Source organism: Dactylosporangium sp. CA-233914, from assembly GCF_050942935.1.
GTDB lineage: Bacteria > Actinomycetota > Actinomycetes > Mycobacteriales > Micromonosporaceae > Dactylosporangium.
Genome location: NZ_CP192030.1, coordinates 431884 through 449897, shown reverse-complemented (window position 1 = coordinate 449897; position 18014 = coordinate 431884). Strand labels below are relative to the sequence as shown.

General features: G+C 69.5%; 15 protein-coding genes and 1 pseudogene. All 16 read right to left on the bottom strand.

Annotated elements, in window-relative coordinates:
* Window positions 1-36 precede the first annotated feature (36 nt).
* Entirely contained in the window at window positions 37-813 is a 777-nt protein-coding gene (locus ACQPY0_RS02060; protein WP_432983725.1) for an IclR family transcriptional regulator, read from the bottom strand.
* Between the two features lie 476 nt (window positions 814-1289).
* Complete coding sequence (locus tag ACQPY0_RS02055; protein WP_432983722.1) at window positions 1290-2312, bottom strand: polyprenyl synthetase family protein; 1023 nt, start codon at window positions 2310-2312, stop codon at window positions 1290-1292.
* A 99-nt stretch (window positions 2313-2411) separates the two neighbouring features.
* Window positions 2412-3896 (bottom strand): NADH-quinone oxidoreductase subunit NuoN, encoded by a 1485-nt coding sequence (nuoN, locus tag ACQPY0_RS02050; protein ID WP_432994928.1) that lies wholly within the window; start codon window positions 3894-3896, stop codon window positions 2412-2414.
* A 47-nt stretch (window positions 3897-3943) separates the two neighbouring features.
* Complete coding sequence (locus ACQPY0_RS02045; RefSeq protein WP_432983719.1) at window positions 3944-5473, bottom strand: NADH-quinone oxidoreductase subunit M; 1530 nt, start codon at window positions 5471-5473, stop codon at window positions 3944-3946.
* A complete protein-coding gene (gene nuoL, locus ACQPY0_RS02040; protein WP_432983716.1) occupies window positions 5470-7380 on the bottom strand; it encodes an NADH-quinone oxidoreductase subunit L in 1911 nt (636 codons plus the stop codon). The genes ACQPY0_RS02045 and nuoL overlap by 4 nt, the downstream gene beginning before the upstream one ends.
* A 10-nt stretch (window positions 7381-7390) precedes the next feature.
* Complete coding sequence (nuoK, locus tag ACQPY0_RS02035; protein ID WP_350546253.1) at window positions 7391-7690, bottom strand: NADH-quinone oxidoreductase subunit NuoK; 300 nt, start codon at window positions 7688-7690, stop codon at window positions 7391-7393.
* Entirely contained in the window at window positions 7687-8454 is a 768-nt protein-coding gene (locus ACQPY0_RS02030; RefSeq protein WP_432994926.1) for an NADH-quinone oxidoreductase subunit J, read from the bottom strand. The genes nuoK and ACQPY0_RS02030 overlap by 4 nt, the downstream gene beginning before the upstream one ends.
* A gap of 8 nt (window positions 8455-8462) precedes the next feature.
* Window positions 8463-9011 (bottom strand): NADH-quinone oxidoreductase subunit NuoI, encoded by a 549-nt coding sequence (gene nuoI, locus ACQPY0_RS02025; protein ID WP_432983713.1) that lies wholly within the window; start codon window positions 9009-9011, stop codon window positions 8463-8465.
* Window positions 9012-9088: 77 nt separating this feature from the next.
* Window positions 9089-10435 carry an NADH-quinone oxidoreductase subunit NuoH gene (nuoH, locus tag ACQPY0_RS02020; protein ID WP_432983710.1) on the bottom strand — a complete coding sequence of 449 codons (1347 nt, stop codon included), beginning with the start codon at window positions 10433-10435 and terminating at the stop codon, window positions 9089-9091.
* Window positions 10432-12900 (bottom strand): NADH-quinone oxidoreductase subunit G, encoded by a 2469-nt coding sequence (locus ACQPY0_RS02015; RefSeq protein ID WP_432983707.1) that lies wholly within the window; start codon window positions 12898-12900, stop codon window positions 10432-10434. Before ACQPY0_RS02015 ends, nuoH begins: the two co-directional genes overlap by 4 nt.
* A complete protein-coding gene (nuoF, locus tag ACQPY0_RS02010; RefSeq protein WP_432983704.1) occupies window positions 12900-14222 on the bottom strand; it encodes an NADH-quinone oxidoreductase subunit NuoF in 1323 nt (440 codons plus the stop codon). The genes ACQPY0_RS02015 and nuoF overlap by 1 nt, the downstream gene beginning before the upstream one ends.
* A gap of 5 nt (window positions 14223-14227) precedes the next feature.
* Window positions 14228-14917: pseudogene (nuoE, locus tag ACQPY0_RS02005) on the bottom strand (NADH-quinone oxidoreductase subunit NuoE); the annotation flags it as partial.
* The gene (locus ACQPY0_RS02000) at window positions 14917-16233 is read right to left on the bottom strand and encodes an NADH-quinone oxidoreductase subunit D (protein ID WP_432983701.1); all 1317 of its coding nucleotides are present in this window, start codon (window positions 16231-16233) and stop codon (window positions 14917-14919) included. The pseudogene nuoE and the gene ACQPY0_RS02000, both read right to left, overlap by 1 nt.
* Window positions 16230-16928, bottom strand: coding sequence for an NADH-quinone oxidoreductase subunit C (locus tag ACQPY0_RS01995; RefSeq protein WP_432983698.1), 699 nt, complete (start codon window positions 16926-16928; stop codon window positions 16230-16232). Before ACQPY0_RS01995 ends, ACQPY0_RS02000 begins: the two co-directional genes overlap by 4 nt.
* Window positions 16925-17596 (bottom strand): NuoB/complex I 20 kDa subunit family protein, encoded by a 672-nt coding sequence (locus ACQPY0_RS01990; protein WP_432983695.1) that lies wholly within the window; start codon window positions 17594-17596, stop codon window positions 16925-16927. The genes ACQPY0_RS01995 and ACQPY0_RS01990 overlap by 4 nt, the downstream gene beginning before the upstream one ends.
* Window positions 17597-17621: 25 nt before the next feature.
* On the bottom strand, window positions 17622-17987 hold the full coding sequence (locus tag ACQPY0_RS01985; RefSeq protein WP_432983692.1) for an NADH-quinone oxidoreductase subunit A: 366 nt from the start codon (window positions 17985-17987) through the stop codon (window positions 17622-17624).
* Window positions 17988-18014 lie beyond the last annotated feature (27 nt).

Here is an 18014-nt window from a genome sequence, read left to right as displayed (position 1 = left end):
TGCGACAGCGCGCCCGAGGGGGCGAGCCCAACCTATCTACTCGGCGAGCACCGTGGCCAGGTGGTGGGCGGTGGCCAGCAGGCGGGTCCGCACGACCTTCGCCGAGGACATCAGCTCGGCCGGCGGCAGTGCGCACGCGAGGACGACCCGGCGGTCCGGGTCGCGGTCGTTGACGACCGGCACCGCGGCACACGCCAGGCCCTGGCGGAACTGGCCGATCTCGATCTGCATGCCGCGCCGCTCGCCGGCGGCGAGGTCGGAGTCCAGCGCCTCCGGCGACGTGAGCGTCGCCGAGGTGTAGGCGTGCATGCCGTACTCCTTGAGGAACCGCCACCGCTGGTCGGGGCTCATCGTGGCCAGCAGCGCCTTGCCCAGGGCCGTGGCGTGCGCGGCCTCGTCGTAGCCCGGGACCAGGTCGTCCTGGGGCGGCGTGCGCGGCCCCTCGGCCATGGCGGTCACCGCGACCCGGCCGCCGACGAAGCGGCCCAGGTAATGCGAGTAGCCGGTCTCGGCCGCCGCCCGGCGCAGCCGGTCGATGACGCCGCCCGGCCCGCGGAAGGCGAGCACGAGCTCCCGGTAGCGGTCGGCGATCTCGAGCCCGACCACGTAGGTGCCGTTCTCCCGGCGGATCACGTAGCCCTCGTAGGCCAAGGTCCGGACGAGGTGGTAGGTGGTGGCGACGGTGAAGTCACACCGTCGCGCGATCTGCTTCACGGTCAGACCGCGTGGCGACTGACCGACCGCCTCCAAGACTCGTAGGGCCCTCGAAACGCTTCGGATGAGATCCGAGGGTTCGGCTTGTGGATCTCGCACCGCCGCCCTCCCCAGCCGCAGCAGTAACTGGAGTAACACCATATGAAATCGGAGAGGGTCGGGGGAACAATCTGATCATTTGTCGTGCGAGGTGGGGGGATTTCGAGGGCCTGCACATAGCGATGAATGCACCATAGCGGACATGGTGATCGTGTTACTCATGCTGCGACACGCCGGACTAGCCGAGTAATGGCCAGAACTGGCCTGCTGAAGCCTGAGTAAGTAATCAAGTACTTTGTAAGTACTTAGGGACAAAGTGTGCAATGGACACTTCGGGGCGTCATCGTGCCGTCGCGACTTGTCGTCAGCCCGGGTACCGCGCCAGATGACATTGAGCAACGTGCACGGCGTGGGCAGGATCCGCCGTCAGCCCGCACTGCCAGCACAAAGACCGGCAGGGCCGTGAAAATCCCATGGCGAAGGGCCCGGCGCCGGGAAAAGTCACATTGACCGGCGTCGGTCCCGCGGGCGAACGGTCAGTTCGTGCGGTCCGCGATGAAGTCGCAGAGGGACTCCAGGGCCACCCGCGCCGGCACCTCAGGCAGGACGGCCAGCGTGGCCCGGGCGTTGTCGGCATAGCCGCGCACGGTCTCGCGGGCCTGCTTGAGCGCCGCCGACTCGCGCAGCAGGCCGAGGGCCTCTGCGTGCAGGGCGTCGTCGGTCACCGGGCCGGCGGCGAGGATGTCGCGCAGCCGCACGGAGGCCGCGTCGTCGTCGGAGGAGGCCAGCGCGTAGAGCACCGGCAGGGTCGGCACGCCCTCGCGCAGGTCGGTGCCGGGGGTCTTGCCGGACTGCAGCTCGTCGCTGGCGATGTCGATGAGGTCGTCGGAGAGCTGGAATGCGATGCCGAAGGTCTCGGCGAACGTGGCCAGCGCCTCGACCTGCTCCGGGGTGCAACCGCCGAACATCGCGCCGAAGCGGGCGCTGGTGGAGATCAGCGAGCCGGTCTTGTGCTCCAGGACGCGCAGGTAGTGCCGGATCGCGTCCTCGCCGTCCAGCGGGCCCGCGGTTTCGGCGATCTGACCGTGCACCAGGCGGGAGAAGGTGCTCGCCTGGATCTTGACGGCCTCGACGCCCAGCTCGGCGGCCAGCTCGGCGGCGCGGGAGAACAGGTAGTCGCCGACCAGGATGGCCAGCGCGTTGCCCCAGCGGGAGTTGGCGCTGGGCGCGCCGCGGCGCACCAGGGCCTCGTCCATGACGTCGTCGTGGTAGAGCGTCGCCAGGTGGGTCAGCTCGACGACCGCGCCGGCGGTGACGACCTCCGGGGCGCTCGGATCGCCGAACTGCGCCGCCAGGCCGACCAGCAGCGGCCGCACCCGCTTGCCGCCCGCGTCGACGAGGTGGCGGGCCGCCTCGGTGACCATCGGGTTGGCGCTGTGCACGGAGTCGATCAGCACCGCCTCGACGTCCCGCAGGATCGCCGACACGCTGCGCTCCAGCTCCGGATCGGCAAGGGTCAGGCCGACCGAGGCACTCGACTGCACGGTTCCCGTACTCACCACAGCTCCAACGATGCCATACGAACTTCCGACTCCCGATACAGGGACGTCCCCACGTGGCAAGCCACGGGGGACGTCACCGTCGGGTTGTTACACAGGCTAGCCGAGGAACTTCCCGGCGTTCTGCGTCACCTCGAGCAGTGCGCCCGGCGCCACGCCGAGGACCAGCGTCGCGACCGTGCCGATGACCAGCGCCGCCGCCGTCATGGCCCCCGGGATGGAGACCGCCGGGGTGGTCTCGCCCGGCTCGGACAGCCACATCATGACGACCACGCGCAGGTATGGGAAGGCGAGGATGGCGGAACTCACCACACCGGCGATCACCAGCCAGGTCTGGTGGCCGTCGACGCCCGCCGCGAACACGCCCACCTTGGCGGTGAAGCCACTGGTCAGCGGGAGGCCGGCGAAGGCCAGCAGGATGAAGGTGAACAGGGAGGCGTACAGTGGCGAGCGCCGCCCCAGCCCGGCCCAGCGCGACAGGTGGGTCGCCTCGCCGTCGGCGTCGCGCACCAGCGTGACCACGCCGAACGCGGCGAGCACGGTGAAGCCGTACGCCACCAGGTAGAACAGCGAGCTCGACAGGCCCTTCTCGTTGAGCGAGATCACGCCGATGAGCAGGTATCCGGCGTTGGCGATCGACGAGTAGGCGAGCAGGCGCTTGATGTCGGTCTGGGTGACCGCCAGGATCGCCCCGATGATCATCGTCAGCACCGCGACGGTGCCCAGGACCGGCTGGATCGTCAGCTCGGTGCGGTGGAAGCCGACGTAGACCAGGCGGAGCAGGCCGCCGAACGCGGCGACCTTGGTGCAGGCGGCCATGAGCGCGGTGACCGGCGTCGGGGCGCCCTGGTACACGTCCGGCGTCCACACGTGGAACGGCACGGCCGCGGCCTTGAACAGCAGGCCGATGGCGAGCATCGCCAGCCCGACGTACAGCAGGATGTCGTCGCTGCGATCGGCCTGGATCGCCGCGTCGATCGCCTTGAAGTCGACCTGGCCCGCGTATCCGTAGACCAGCGCGACGCCGAACAGGAAGAACGCCGAGGCGAAGGAGCCGAGCAGGAAGTACTTCATCGCGGCCTCCTGCGACAGCAGCCGCCGGCGGCGAGCCAGCGCGCACAGCAGGTACAGCGGCAGCGAGAAGACCTCGAGCGCGACGAACATCGTCAGCAGGTCGTTGGCCATGCTGAACAGCAGCATGCCGCCCAGGGCGAACATCGCCAGCGGGAAGACCTCGGTCGCCCCGCCGATGCGCTGGGCCTGCTCGCGGTCCCGGTCGGTGTTGGCCGTGACCGCCGCCTGGGCGACGAACGCGCCGCCCGGCTCCAGGGTCCGCTCGCCGATCAGCAGCAGCGCGACGATGCCGAGCACGATGATCGCGCCGGAGAGGAACAGGCCCGGCTTGTCGACCGCGACCGCGGTCGAGGCGGTGATCACCGGCTTGTCGCCCTGGCGGATCACCATGACCAGCGCGGCGACCAGGCCGGCCAGCGCCAGCGTGAGCTGGACGCTGTGCCGCACCCGCTTGGGCACGAAACCTTCGACGAGGACCCCGACGCAGGCGACGCCGAAGAGGATCAGCATCGGTGCGAGGGCCGCGTAGTCCAGGTGCGGCAGTTGGAGTTTGTCGTTCACTTGCCGGCCTCCACGGTACCCACGATGGGCTTCGGGTCGGTCTTGCCGACGTCCTGCATGGTCGCCTTCACCGCCGGGTTGATCACGTCGGTGAGCGGCTTCGGGTAGAAGCCCAGCAGGAGGATCAGGGCGATCAGCGGGGCGACCACGACCGCCTCACGGATGGACAGGTCGCGGCCCATGGCCTTGATCTCGGCGAACTTCGGGTTCGGGGTGCCCTGCGTGGTGCGCTGGATCATCCACAGCACGTAGCCGGCCGCCAGGATGATGCCGGCGGTGGCGATGATCGCGACCGTCTTGTTCACCGTGAACGTGCCGATGAGCACCAGGAACTCGGAGACGAACGGCGACGTGCCGGGCAGCGCCAGCGAGGCGAGACCGGCGATGAAGAACACCCCGGCCAGCACCGGCATCAGCTTGCCCGCGCCGCCGAAGTCGGTCACCAGCGCGCTGCCCCGGCGGGCCACCAGCATGCCGACGACCAGGAACAGCAGGCCGGTCGCGAGGCCGTGGTTGACCATGTACAGGACCGCGCCGGTGCCCGCCTGGGTGGTGAAGGCGAAGATTCCGACGCCGATGAAGCCGAAGTGCGCGATCGAGGTGTACGACACCAGGCGCTTGAGATCCTTCTGGCCGATCGCGACGAGGGCGCCGTAGATGATGCCGACCAGCGCGAGCGTGAGCCCGAGCCACGCGAAGTGCTTCGAGGCGTTCGGGAACAGCGGGATGCAGTACCGCAGAATCCCGAACGTGCCGACCTTGTCCAGGACGCCGACCAGCAGGGCCGCGGCCCCGGCGGGCGCGGCGCCACCGGCGTCGGGTAGCCACGTGTGGAACGGGAAGAACGGCGCCTTGATCGCGAAGGCGACGAAGAACCCGAGGAACAGCCAGCGCTCGGTGTTGGTGGAGAAGTCGGCGTTGACCAGCGTCTGCCAGTCGAACGTCTCCCCGCCCAGCACCCACAGCCCGACCAGCGCGGCCAGCATGAACAGGCCGCCGAGCAGGGAGTACAGGAAGAACTTCACCGCGGCGTACTGCTTGTGCTGCCCGCCGTAGGAGCCGATGAGGAAGTACATCGGCACGAGCATGACCTCGAAGAACACGTAGAACAGGAACACGTCCTGGGCGGCGAAGACGCCGATCATCGTGCACTCGAGCGCGAGCAGCAGCGCGAAGTACGCCGGCACCGAACGCTTGCTGTGCTCCGCGTCGTGCCAGGAGGCCAGGATGACCAGCGGCACGAGCAGGGCGATCAGGGCGATCATGACCAGCGCGATGCCGTCCACGGCGAACGTGAACTTGGCGCCCCACTGCGGGATCCAGGTCCAGGAGTCCTTGAGCTGGAAGCGATCGCCGTCCGGCTTGAACTGGGTCCACAGGCCCACGCCGAGCGCCAGGATCACGACCGACCAGACCAGCGCGACGCGCTTGGCCAGTTCGGGCTTGTCCTTGGGCAACAGCGCGACCCCCGCCGCGCCGACGAGCGGCGCGGCCGTGAGGACGGTCAGGTATGGGAAGTGGCTCATCCGAACCTCACCGCAAGCGTAGCGGCCAGCACGAGCACCGCACCTCCGAGGATGGACAGGGCGTAGGAGCGCACGAACCCGGTCTGGGACCGGCGCAGTCGGCCCGACCCGCCTCCGACGCCCGCGGCGAGGCCGTTGACCAGCCCGTCGATGCCGCGGTTGTCGAGGTAGACCAGGGCGCGGGTCAGGTAGCGGCCGGGCGCCTCGAACACGATCTCGTTGAACGAGTCGGTGTAGAGGTTCCGGCGGGCGGCGGTGACCAGCGGACCGGCCGGCTGCTCCTCCAGGGCGGTGCCCCGGTTGAACATGAAGATCGCGAGCAGCGCGCCGGCCGCCGTCAGCAGCAGCGACAGCGTCGTGATCAGCCAGGGGGCCAGGACCGCCTCGTGCTCGGCGTGCTCGCTGCCGTAGACCGGGGTCAGCCAGTCGGGGACCGAGGTCTTGAGCAGGATGCCGGCGAAGACCGAGCCGACCGCCAACAGGATCAGCGGGATGGTCATGATCTTCGGCGACTCGTGCGGGTGCTTGATGTCGTCGGTCCAGCGCTTCGGGCCGTGGAAGGTCAGCCAGAACAGCCGCGTCATGTAGAAGGCGGTCAGGCCGGCACCGAGCATCGCGGCGCCGCCGAAGAGCCAGCCCTGCCAGCCCTCGCGCTCGAACGCCGCCTCGATGATCGGCTCCTTGGTGAAGAAGCCGGAGAGGCCCGGGAAGCCGATGATCGCAAGCCAGCCCAGGCCGAACGTGGCCCAGGTGATCGGCATGAGCCGCCACAGCCCGCCGAAGCGGCGGATGTCGGTCTGGTCGTGCATGCCGTGCATCACCGAGCCGGCCCCGAGGAACATGCCGGCCTTGAAGAAGCCGTGGGCGAGCAGGTGGATCAGGGCGAGCGCGTAGGCCGCCCCGCCGAGCCCGACGCCGAGGAACATGTATCCGATCTGGCTCACCGTCGACCAGGCCAGCACCCGCTTGATGTCGTCCTTGGCGCAGCCGATGATGCAGCCGATCAGCAGCGTCAGCGCGCCGACGGCGACGACCACGGTCTGGGCGTCGGGCGAGGCGTCGAAGATCGGGTGGGAGCGGGCGATGAGGTACACGCCCGCGGTCACCATCGTGGCCGCGTGGATCAGGGCCGAGACCGGGGTCGGGCCCTCCATCGCGTCGGGGAGCCAGGCCTGCAGCGGGAACTGGCCGGACTTGCCGGCCGCGCCGAGCAGCAGCAGGAGCGCGATCGCGAGGACCGCCCCGCTGCTCAGGCCGTGCACGCCGTTGAACACCTCGGCGTAGTCCACGGTGCCGAGGTGGGCGAACATCAGGAAGATGGCGATCGCGAAGCCCGCGTCACCGACGCGGTTCATCAGGAACGCCTTCTTGCCGGCGGTCGCCGCGCTCGGGCGCAGGTACCAGAAGGAGATCAGCAGGTAGGAGGCGAGACCCACGCCCTCCCAGCCGAAGTACAGCATCACGTAGTTGTTGCCGAGGACCAGCAGCAGCATCGCGGCGATGAACAGGTTGAAGTACCCGAAGAACTTCCGCCGCCCCGGGTCGTGCTCCATGTAGCCCACCGCGTAGAGGTGGATCAGGGAGCCGACGCCGGTGATGAGCAGGACGAACATCGCCGACAGCGGGTCGAAGAGCAGGCCCAGGTCGACGTGGAAGCTCCCGACGCCGATGTAGTCCCAGAGCTTGAGCTCGACGCCGGAGCGGTTCTCCAGGCCGCGGAGCGTGAAGAAGTACGTCAGCCCGAGGACGAACGACGCGGCGACGCTCAGCACGCCGAGCCAGTGACCCCAGCGATCGGCCCGCCGGCCGAGCAGCAGCAGCACGGCCGCGCTCGCCAGCGGGATCGTGGGCAGCAGCCAGAACGAGCCCAGCCACCCGGTCGCCGCCGAGAAGGCGATTGGTTCCACCACCCGCTCCTTAGTACTTCAGCAGGTTCGCGTCGTCGACGCTGGCCGAGCGCCGAGTCCGGAAGATCGACATGATGATCGCCAGGCCGACGACGACCTCGGCCGCCGCCACGACCATGACGAAGAACGCCATGATCTGCCCGTCGAGCGTGCCGTTGATCCGGCTGAACGTGACCAGCGCGAGGTTGGCCGAGTTCAGCATCAACTCGATGCACATGAACAGCACGATCGCGTTGCGGCGGACGAGCACGCCCACCGCGCCGATCGTGAACAGGATCGCCGCGAGGACGATGTAGTACGTGGGAGTCACTTCTCGGTCCCCTTCGGTGCGACGTCGGCGGACGTCAACTCCCGGGTCGGCAGAATCTTGGAGATGCTGCGGTCGGACGGCGTGCCGTCGGGCAGCCGGGCCGGGGTCGCCACCGAGTCCGAGCCGGCGAAGACGCCGGGGCCGGGCTTCGGCGCCGGGTAGTTGCCCGGGCGGAAGCGCGCCAGCATGCGCTCGGGCTGGCTGATCTTGTCTTCCTTGCGCTTCTCGATGTGCGCCAGGATCATCGCGCCCACCGCCGCGGTGATGAGCAGCGCGGACGTGACCTCGAAGACCCAGACGTACTTGGTGAACAGCAGCCGCGAGATAGCGACCACGTTGCCGGGCGCGTTCGCCTCGGCCAGGCCCTGCGGCTCGACGCCGCCGAGCGCGCGGTAGAGCCCGATGCCCAGCAGCAACGCAAGGCCGATGCCCAGCGCGCTCGCCGCCATCCGCTGCCCGCGCAAGGTCTCGATCAGCGAGTCCGAGGAGTCGCGGCCGACGAGCATCAGCACGAACAGGAACAGCATCATGATGGCGCCGGTGTAGACGATGATCTGCACCATGCCGATGAACGGACCGGCCTGCAGGACGTAGAACACGCCCAGCGACAGCATCGTGATGATCAGCGACAGGGCCGAGTGCACCGCGTTGCGGGCCCAGACCATGCCGATCGCGCCGAGCACGGCCAGCGGGGCGAGAATCCAGAAGGTGACGGCCTCGCCGCCCTTCACCTCGCCGGCCGAGGCCAGCGTCTGCAGCGCCAGGGTTCCGGTCATGAGTGAACCCCCTTGTACCGTTCAGCGCCGGCGGAGGTGCCGGGGTTCTCCAGCGCGCCGACGTAATAGTCCTTCTCGGTGTCGCCCAGGCGCATGTCGTGCGGCGGGCGCTCCATGCCGGGCAGCAGCGGCGCGAGCAGCTGCTCCTTCGTGAAGATCAGGTCGCGGCGGTTGTCACGGGCCAGCTCGTACTCGTTGCTCATGGTGAGCGACCGGGTCGGGCAGGCCTCGATACACAGCCCGCAGAAGATGCAGCGGGCGTAGTTGATCTGGTACGTCTGGGCGTAGCGCTCGCCCGGCGAGAACCGCGCGTCCTCGGTGTTGTCGGCACCCTCGACGTAGATCGCGTCCGCCGGGCAGGCCCAGGCGCACAGCTCGCAGCCGATGCACTTCTCCAGGCCGTCCGGCCAGCGGTTGAGGATGTGCCGGCCGTGGTACCGCGGGGCCGGCGGCTTGCGCTGCTCCGGGTATTCCTCGGTGACCACCTTCTTGAACATGTGCGAGAAGGTGACCCCGAACCCCTTGAGGGTTCCACCAATACTCATGCCGACGCTCCGCTTCGCTCCGCGCCGGCCTGAGCCAGCGGCAGCAACAGGATTCGCTCGCTTCGCTCGCTCATTGCTCAGCTCTCCTTGCCGGTCGGGACGGTTTCCCGCTCGACGATCACGCGCTTGGCCCGCGGGCTGGGCGGCACCTCGAGGTTGAGGGGCGGCAGCGGGAAGCCGTTGGCGCCGCCGACTCGGCCGCCCGGGTGCGCCTTCGGCAGGTCGACCGCGGCGCCGCGGCGCGAGCGCATCAGCAGCAACAGTGTCACCGCCAGCAGGACCATGACCACGATTCCCACGATCACGCCGACGCGGGCGCCCGTGCTGACGTCGTTCTTCTGCAGCACCCGGATGCCGGAGAGGGCCAGGATCCAGACCAGGTTGGCCGGCAGGAGGACCTTCCAGCCGAAGCGCATGAACTGGTCGTAGCGCAGCCGGGGCAGGGTGCCGCGGAGCCAGACGAAGACGAACAGCAGCAGCAGTACCTTGATGGTGAACCAGAGCACCGGCCACCATCCGTGGTTCGCGCCGTCCCACAGGGAGATCGGCCACGGGGCGCGCCAGCCGCCGAGGAAGAGCGTCGCGCACAGGCCCGAGACGGTGACCATGTTGATGTACTCGGCGAGGAAGAACAGCGCGAACTTCAGCGACGAGTACTCCGTGTGGAAGCCGCCGACCAGCTCGGACTCGGCCTCGGGGAGGTCGAAGGGCGCCCGGTTGGTCTCGCCGACCGCGGCGGTGAAGTAGATCAGGAAGCTCGGGATGAGCAGGATCGCGTACCAGGCCGGCAGGTGCCAGGTCATCCCGAACACCTCGGCGGTGCCGTTGCCGGCCTGCGCCGCGACGATCTGCGAGGTCGACATGCTGCCCGAGACCAGGAAGACCGAGACGATCGACAGGCCCATCGCGACCTCGTAGGAGATCATCTGGGCGCTCGAGCGCAGGCCGCCGAGCAGCGGGTACGTCGAGCCGGAGGCCCAGCCGCCGAGCACGATGCCGTAGATGCCCATCGAGGAGCAGGCGAGCACCAGCAGGACCGCCACCGGGATGTCGGTCAGCTGCAGCGGCGTGTGGTTGCCGAAGACCGACACCACCGGGCCGAACGGGATGACCGAGAACGCCGTGAACGCGCAGACCGTCGAGACGACCGGCGCGAAGAAGAAGACCACCTTGTCCGCCAGGCGCGGCATGATGTCTTCCTTGAACGCGAGCTTCAGGCCGTCGGCGAGCGACTGGAGCAGACCGAACGGGCCGTTACGGTTCGGGCCCGGCCGGACCTGCATACGGGCGACGACGCGGCGCTCGTACCAGATGGCGAAGAGCGTCATGACGACCAGGAACGCGAAGATCACGACGACCTTGGCGATCACCAGCCACCAGGTGTCCTTGCCGAACTCGTCGAGGTTCCCTGCAGCGAGTGTCATCTTGCACTACCCCCAGTGCTGATCTCGACCAGCGCGCCCTCCGTCACGCCGAGCGTGCGGCGCAGGGTCGAGCCCGGTGAGTTCGTCGGAATCCACACGACCCCGTCGACCATGTCGGTGACGAGCGCCGGCAGGGTGATCGCGCCCCGCTCGGTGCCGACCGTCACCGCGTCCCCGTCCACCACGCCGAGGTCGGCCGCGGTGCTCTTGGAGATCCGGACCACGGCGGGGCGGGCGGTCCCGGCCAGGTGGCCGTCCCCGTCCTGCAGCGAGCCGCCGTCGATCAGATGGTGCCAGGAGGCAAGGATCGCCTGGCCGCTGCCCGGCCGGGCGGGCTCGCCCGCGGCCACGTCCGGCGCGGTCCCGCGCTCCAGGCTCGGGTTGCCCGCACCGACGGTGCCGGCCGAGACCGTGCCCGGCAGCGGCAGCTGGGCCAGGGCGGCCAGCTGCGTCCGGGCGCCGGCGACGTCGGCGACGCCGAGCTGCACCCCGAGCTCGCGGCCCAGCGTGTCCAGCACGCGGCCGTCGCTCATGGCCTGGGTCTTGAGCACGGTGCCGAACGGGCGGACCCGGCCCTCCCAGTTGACGTACGAGCCGGACTTCTCCACCGCCGGGGCGATCGGGAAGACCACGTCGGCGCGCTTGGACACCGCGCTCATCCGCAGCTCCAGGCTGACCAGGAAGCCGACCTTGTCCAGGGCCTCCTCGGCCGCGATCGGGTCGGCCAGGTCGGCCGGGTCCACGCCGCCGACGACCAGCGCGCCGAGCCGGCCCTCGCGGGCGGCGGCGATGATGCCGTCGGTGTCGCGGCCGGAGGCGCTGGGCAGTACGCCCGCGTCCAGGCCCCAGGCGGTCGCCACCTCGGCGCGCGCGGCCGGGTCGAAGACCTGGCGGCCGCCCGGCAGCAGGGTCGGCAGCACGCCGGCCTCGACCGCGCCCCGGTCGCCCGCGCGGCGCGGGACCCAGGCGAGGCGGGCGCCGGTGCTCTCGGCCAGCCGGGCCGCGGCGGACAGGCCGCCCGGCACGCTCGCCAGGCGCTCGCCGACGAAGAGGATCGCGCCCTCCTCCGACAGCGCGTCACGCAGCTGCTCGGAGGCGCCGAGCACCTCCGCCTCACCGCCGGGCGCGGTCAGGATGACCGTGGCGCCGAGCTTGGAGTATCCGCGGCTGACGAACGGGGCGACCGCGTAGCTGGGCAGCTTCCGCTTGAGGTACGCCTTGCGCGCGCGCAGGAAGATGATCGGGCACTCTTCCTCGGGCTCCAGCCCGACGAAGACGACCGCGGGGGCGCGCTCGATGTCGGCGTAGGTGATCTCGGCCTGCCCGACGACGTGGGAGCCGAGGAACTCGGTCTCCTCCGCCGACAGCGGCCGGGCGCGGAAGTCGATGTCGTTGGTCGACAGCGCCACGCGGGCGAACTTCGAATACGCGTAGGCGTCCTCGACCGTCAGGCGCCCCCCGGCCAGGACCCCGACGCCGCCGTTGTCCTTCGCCGCCGCCAGCCCGGCCGCGGCGACCGAGATGGCCTCGGGCCAGCTGGCCGTGCGCAGCTCGCCGGTCTTGCGGTCGCGCACCAGCGGGGTGGTCAGCCGGTCGGTGGCCGTGACGTACTGGAACGCGAAGCGCCCCTTGTCGCAGTTCCACTCCTCGTTGACCGCCGGGTCGTCGCCGGCGAGGCGGCGCATGACCTTGCCCCGGCGGTGGTCGGCGCGCTGGTCACAGCCCGCGGCGCAGTGCTCGCAGGTGTTGGGCGTCGACACCAGGTCGAACGGCCGGGCCCGGAAGCGGTACTGCGAGCTGGTGAGCGCCCCGACGGGGCAGATCTGGATCGTGTTGCCGGAGAAGTAGCTGTTGAAGGGCGCGTCGTCCTCGGGCGACTCCGGGTTGCCCCGGAACACGCCGATCTGCTCGTTGGACGAGCGCTCCATCAGGTCGATGAACTTGTCGCCGGCGATCTCGTCGGAGAAGCGCGTGCAGCGCTGGCAGAGCACGCACCGCTCGCGGTCGAGCAGCACCTGGGTGCTGATCGGCAGCGGCTTGGGGTACTCCCGCTTGTGCTCGACGAACCGCGACTCGGCCTGGCCGTTGCTCATCGCCTGGTTCTGCAGCGGGCACTCGCCGCCCTTGTCGCAGACCGGGCAGTCGAGCGGGTGGTTGATCAGGAGGAACTCCATGATTCCCTCCTGGGCCTTCTTGGCCACCGGGGAGGTCATCTGGGTCTTCACGACCATGCCCTCGGCCACCGGCTGAGTGCAGGAGGCCACCGGCTTGCGCTGCCCCTCGATGTCCACCAGGCACTGGCGGCAGGCGCCGGCCGGGGCGAGCAGCGGGTGGTCGCAGAAGCGCGGGATCGAGATGCCCACCTGCTCGGCAGCCCGGATCACGAGCGCGCCCTTCGGGGCCTCGACCTCGATGCCGTCGATCGTGAGCTTCACGGTTTCGACGTTTGGTACGACGTCCGTCATCAGTGAGCTCCTACCAGCTCGCCATGGAACATCGGCGCCTTGCGGCCCTCGATGTAGTCCAGGTAGTCCTGCTTGAAGTACTTGATCGAGGACGTCACCGGGCTGGTCGCGCCGTCGCCGAGCGCGCAGAACGAGCGGCCCAGCAGGTTGTCGCAGGCGTCCAGCAGGGTGTCGAGGTCCTGGTGGGTGCCCTGGCCGGCCAGGATGCGGTGCAGGATGCGGACCATCCAGTAGTTGCCCTCGCGGCACGGGGTGCACTTGCCGCAGGACTCGTGGTGGTAGAAGGCGATCCAGCGATACGTCGCGTAGACGATGTCGTCCTGGTTGGAGAAGACCTGCACGGCGGTGGTGCCGAGCATCGTGCCGACCCCTGCCATGCCCTCGAAGTCCATCGGCGTGTCGAGGTGCTCGTCGGTGAGCATCGGCGTCGAGGAGCCGCCCGGCGTCCAGAACTTGAGCGTGTGCCCGGGCTGCATGCCGCCGGCCAGGTCGATGAGCTGCCGCAGCGTGACGCCGAGGCCGCACTCGTACTGCCCGGGGTGGTTGACCCGGCCGGAGATCGAGTAGATCTTCGGGCCCGGGGACTTCTCGCTGCCCATGCTGCGGAACCAGGCGGCGCCGCCCAGGACGATGTAGGGCACGCTGGCGATCGTCTCGACGTTGTTGACGACCGTCGGGGAGGCGTAGAGGCCGTGCGTGGCCGGGAAGGGCGGGCGCAGCCGGGGCTGGCCGCGGTAACCCTCCAGCGAGTCCAGCAGCGCCGTCTCCTCGCCGCAGATGTAGGCGCCGGCGCCGCTGTGCACGACCAGGTCCAGGTCGAAGCCGCTGCCGAGGATATTCCGGCCGAGGTAGCCCTTGGCGTAGGCCTGCTGGACCGCCGCCCGCAGGCGCCGGGCCGCGTGGACCGCCTCGCCGCGGATGTAGATCGCGGCGAAGTTGGCCCGGATCGCGTAGGAGGCGATGATGACGCCCTCGACCAGCGCGTGCGGATCGGCCATCATCAGCGGCAGGTCCTTGCAGGTGCCCGGCTCACCCTCGTCGGCGTTGACCACGAGGTAGTGCGGCTTGCCGTCGTTCTGCGGGATGAAGCCCCACTTCATGCCGGTCGGGAAGCCGGCGCCGCCGCGGCCGCGCAGTCCGGAGTCCTTGATCAGCTGGATCAGGTCGTCCGGGTGGGCCTTGAGCGCCTTGCGCAGGCCGGTGTAGCCGTCGAGGCGCTCGTAGACGCCGATCTTCCACGCGTCCGGCGAGAGCCAGCGCTTGGTGAGCACCGGCGTGAGCTTCGACAGCGCCTCCTGCGAGGGCTGGTAGTCGACGGTCATGACTTCGCCTCGTCCTTCTTCGCGATGGGCGTCTCCGGGTCGAAGCCCGGCACCGCGATCCCGAAGCGATCCGCGAGCCGGTTGCCGGCGAGCGTGGGCTCCCCGGCCGGCCCGTCGGCGATGACCTCGTCGCCCCGGTCGTCGGCGAAGCCCGCGAGCTGCACCGCCATCTCCTTGAGCGTGCAGAGCCGGGTGCCGCGTGAGGGCTGCGGGCGCTCGTCGTTCTGCAGCTGCTTGACCAGGTTCAGCGCGCTGTCCTCGGTGACCTGGTCGAAGAACTCGTAGTTGACCGTCATCACCGGCGCGTAGTCGCAGGCCGCGAGGCACTCGGCGTGCTCGAGCGTGATCTTGCCGTCGGTCGTCGTCTCGTCGTGCCCGACGCCGAGATAGTCGCTCAGCGCTTGATAGGCCTTGTCGCCGCCGAGCACGCCGCACATCGTGTTGGTGCAGACGCTCACCAGCCAGTCGCCGGTCGGCTTGCGCTTGTACATGGTGTAGAACGTCGCGACCGCGCCGACCTGGGCCTTGGTGATCCCCAGGATCTCGGCGCAGAACGCGATGCCGTCGGGGGAGACGAAGCCCTCCTCCGACTGCACCAGGTGCAGCAGGGGCAGCAGCGCCGAGCGCGAGCGACCCTCGGGGTAACGCGCGATGATCGCACGCGCGCGCTCGCGCGTGACCTCACTGAACACCATTAACGATCACACCCACCCATGACGGGGTCGAGCGAGGCGCCGCCCACGATGACGTCGGCGAGCAGACCGCCCTCCGCCATCGCCGGGATCGCCTGCAGGTTGACGAAGCTGGGCTCGCGGTAGTGCACCCGGAACGGGCGCGTGCCACCGTCGGAGACCGCGTGCACGCCGAGCTCGCCGCGGGGCGCCTCGATCGGCACGTAGACCTGGCCGGCCGGCACCCGGAAGCCCTCGGTCACCAGCTTGAAGTGGTGGATCAGGGCCTCCATCGACTGGCCCATGATCTTCGCGACGTGCTCGAGCGAGTTGCCCAGGCCGTCGCCGCCGATCGCGAGCTGGGCCGGCCACGCGATCTTCTTGTCGGCGATCATGATCGGGCCCGGCTCGAGCCGGTCCATCGCCTGCTGGATGATCCGCAGCGACTCGCGCATCTCGTTGAGGCGCACCTTGTAGCGGCCCCACGCGTCGGCGGTCGGCTCGGTGGGCACCTCGAAGTCGTAGGTCTCGTAACCGCAGTACGGCTGCTGCTTGCGGATGTCCCAGCCCAGCCCGGCGGAGCGCAGCACCGGCCCGGTGATGCCCAGGGCCAGGCAGCCCGTCACGTCGAGCACCGCGACGCCCTGCGTCCGCTCGCGCCAGATCGTGTTGCCGGACAGCAGGTCCTCGTACATGTCGATGCGGTCCGGCATCCAGCCGAGCAGCTCGCGGATCTTGACCGACGCCTCGTCCGGCAGGTCCTGCGCGAGGCCGCCCGGGCGCACGTACGCCATGTTCATCCGCAGGCCGGAAACCATCTCGAAGATGTCGAGGATGTACTCGCGCTCGCGGAAGCCGTAGATCATCATCGACAGGGCGCCGAGCTCCATGCCGTTCGTGGCGAGCCAGACGAGGTGCGAGGAGATCCGGTTGAGCTCCATCATCAGGACGCGGATCGTCTTGGCGCGCTCGGTGATCTGGTCCTCGATGCCGAGCAGCTTCTCGACCGCCATGCAGTAGCCGGCCTCGTTGAAGATCGGCGCCAGGTAGTCCATGCGGGTCACGAACGTCGTGCCCTGGGTCCAGTTGCGGAACTCCAGGTTCTTCTCGATGCCCGTGTGGAGATATCCGACGACGGTCCTCGCCTCGGTGACGGTCTCGCCCTCGAGCTCGAGCACCAGGCGCAGCACCCCGTGGGTGGACGGGTGCTGGGGGCCCATGTTGACGACGATGCGCTCTTCCGAGCCGGCCTCGTTGACGACCGTGTCCCAGTCCCCGCCGGTGACGGTGAAGACCTTGCCCTCGGTGGTCTCGCGGGAGGCGGCGTAGTCGGTGCTCACAGGTAACTCCTCCGCTGGTCCGGCGGCGGGATCTCCGCACCCTTGTACTCGACCGGCACGCCGCCGAGCGGGTAGTCCTTCCGCTGCGGGAAGCCCTCCCAGTCGTCCGGCATGAGGATCCGGGTCAGGTTCGGGTGGCCGTCGAAGATGATGCCGAACATGTCGTAGGTCTCCCGCTCCTGCCAGTCGGCGGTCGGGTAGACCTGGGTGACGCTCGGCAGGTGCGGGTCCTCGGCGGTGACCGCGCACTCCAGGCGGATGCGCCGGCGGAACGTCATCGACGTCAGGTGGTACACCGTGTGCAGCCGGCGGCCGTCAGAGCCGAGGTAGTCCACGCCCGACACCGAGGAGCACAGCTCGTAGCGCAGCGCGGGCTCGTCGCGCATCGCCTGGCAGACCTCGGCGATGCGCTCCGGCACGATGTACAGCGTGAGCTCGCCCCGGTCGACCACGATCCGCTCGATCGCGTCGTCGAAGCCCGGGTAGGCCTCCTCGAGCGCGTCGACGACCTCGTCGAAGTCGCCGCCGAACGGCCGCGGCGAGTCGAGCTCGGCCGCGCGCCGGCGGCGCAGGCCGCCGAAGCCCGAGGTGTCGCCGGTGCCCTGGACGCCGAACATGCCGCGACCGGCCTCGCTTGCGGGCGGGGTCTGGGCCGCCGCGCCGAGCTGGGCGCCGACCGGCTCTACATCAGTCACTTCGCACCTCCGGACAGGTTCGCCCGCTCTTCCATCCACTTCTGGATGCGCAGCTGCTCCTCGCGGCCCGCGGCGGCGGCCTTGGTCCACTCGGCGCGCTTGGCCTTGTCGAAGCGGTAGCTCGACGGCATCGCGCCCGGCGCCACCACCGGCGCACCGTCGCGCTCGACCCGGGCCTCGATCATCCGGCGGCGCCGGTCACCCAGCGGCTCGGCCATGACCTTCTCGTGCAGGCGCAGGATGGCGTCGATGAGCATCTCCGGCCGCGGCGGGCAGCCCGGAAGGTACATGTCCACGGGCACGATGTGGTCCACGCCCTGGACGATCGCGTAGTTGTTGAACATGCCGCCGCTGGAGGCGCAGACGCCCATGGAGAGCACCCACTTGGGCTCCGGCATCTGGTCGTAGATCTGGCGCAGGACCGGGGCCATCTTCTGGCTCACCCGGCCGGCGACGATCATCAGGTCGGCCTGGCGGGGGCTGGCCCGGAAGACCTCCATGCCGAAGCGCGCCAGGTCGTAGCGCGCCGCGCCGGTGGCCATCATCTCGATGGCGCAGCAGGCCAGGCCGAACGTCGCGGGCCAGAAGCTCGCCTTGCGCGACCAGTTGACCAGCTTCTCGACGGTCGTCAGCAGGACGCCGGTCGGTACCTTTTCCTCGATGCCCATGGTTTAGCCCTCGATGTCCATTGGCTCAGTCCCAATCCAGCCCGCCGCGGCGCCAGACATAGGCGAACGCGACGAACACGGTGACGATGAACAGCACCATCTCCACGAACCCGAACAGGCCGAGCGCGTCGAAGTTCACGGCCCACGGGTACAGGAAGATGATCTCGATGTCGAAGACGATGAACAGCATCGCGGTCAGGTAGAACTTGACCGGGAAGCGTCCGCCGCCGACGGGCTGCGGGGTCGGCTCGATGCCGCACTCGTAGGCGTCGAGCTTCGCCTTGTTGAACCGGCGCGGCCCGACGAACGGCGCGACCGCCACCGAGAACAGTGCGAAGAGGGCGGCGAGGGCGAAAAGGCCCAGAATCGGTACGTACGGCGCGAGCGACATCGTGCTGCTCCGTCCTTTCGGCGAACC

Excerpts from the sequence above, each read along its gene's own strand:
- ACQPY0_RS01990 (WP_432983695.1), bottom strand. The coding sequence starts at position 17,596 with ATGGGCATCGAGGAAAAGGTACCGACCGGCGTCCTGCTGACGACCGTC.
- ACQPY0_RS02045 (WP_432983719.1), bottom strand. The coding sequence starts at position 5,473 with ATGAGCCACTTCCCATACCTGACCGTCCTCACGGCCGCGCCGCTCGTC.
- nuoF (WP_432983704.1), bottom strand. The coding sequence starts at position 14,222 with ATGACCGTCGACTACCAGCCCTCGCAGGAGGCGCTGTCGAAGCTCACG.
- nuoN (WP_432994928.1), bottom strand. The coding sequence starts at position 3,896 with ATGCTGATCCTCTTCGGCGTCGCCTGCGTCGGGGTCCTCGTCGAAGGT.
- ACQPY0_RS01985 (WP_432983692.1), bottom strand. The coding sequence starts at position 17,987 with ATGTCGCTCGCGCCGTACGTACCGATTCTGGGCCTTTTCGCCCTCGCC.
- nuoH (WP_432983710.1), bottom strand. The coding sequence starts at position 10,435 with ATGACACTCGCTGCAGGGAACCTCGACGAGTTCGGCAAGGACACCTGG.
- nuoI (WP_432983713.1), bottom strand. The coding sequence starts at position 9,011 with ATGAGTATTGGTGGAACCCTCAAGGGGTTCGGGGTCACCTTCTCGCAC.
- ACQPY0_RS02015 (WP_432983707.1), bottom strand. The coding sequence starts at position 12,900 with ATGACGGACGTCGTACCAAACGTCGAAACCGTGAAGCTCACGATCGAC.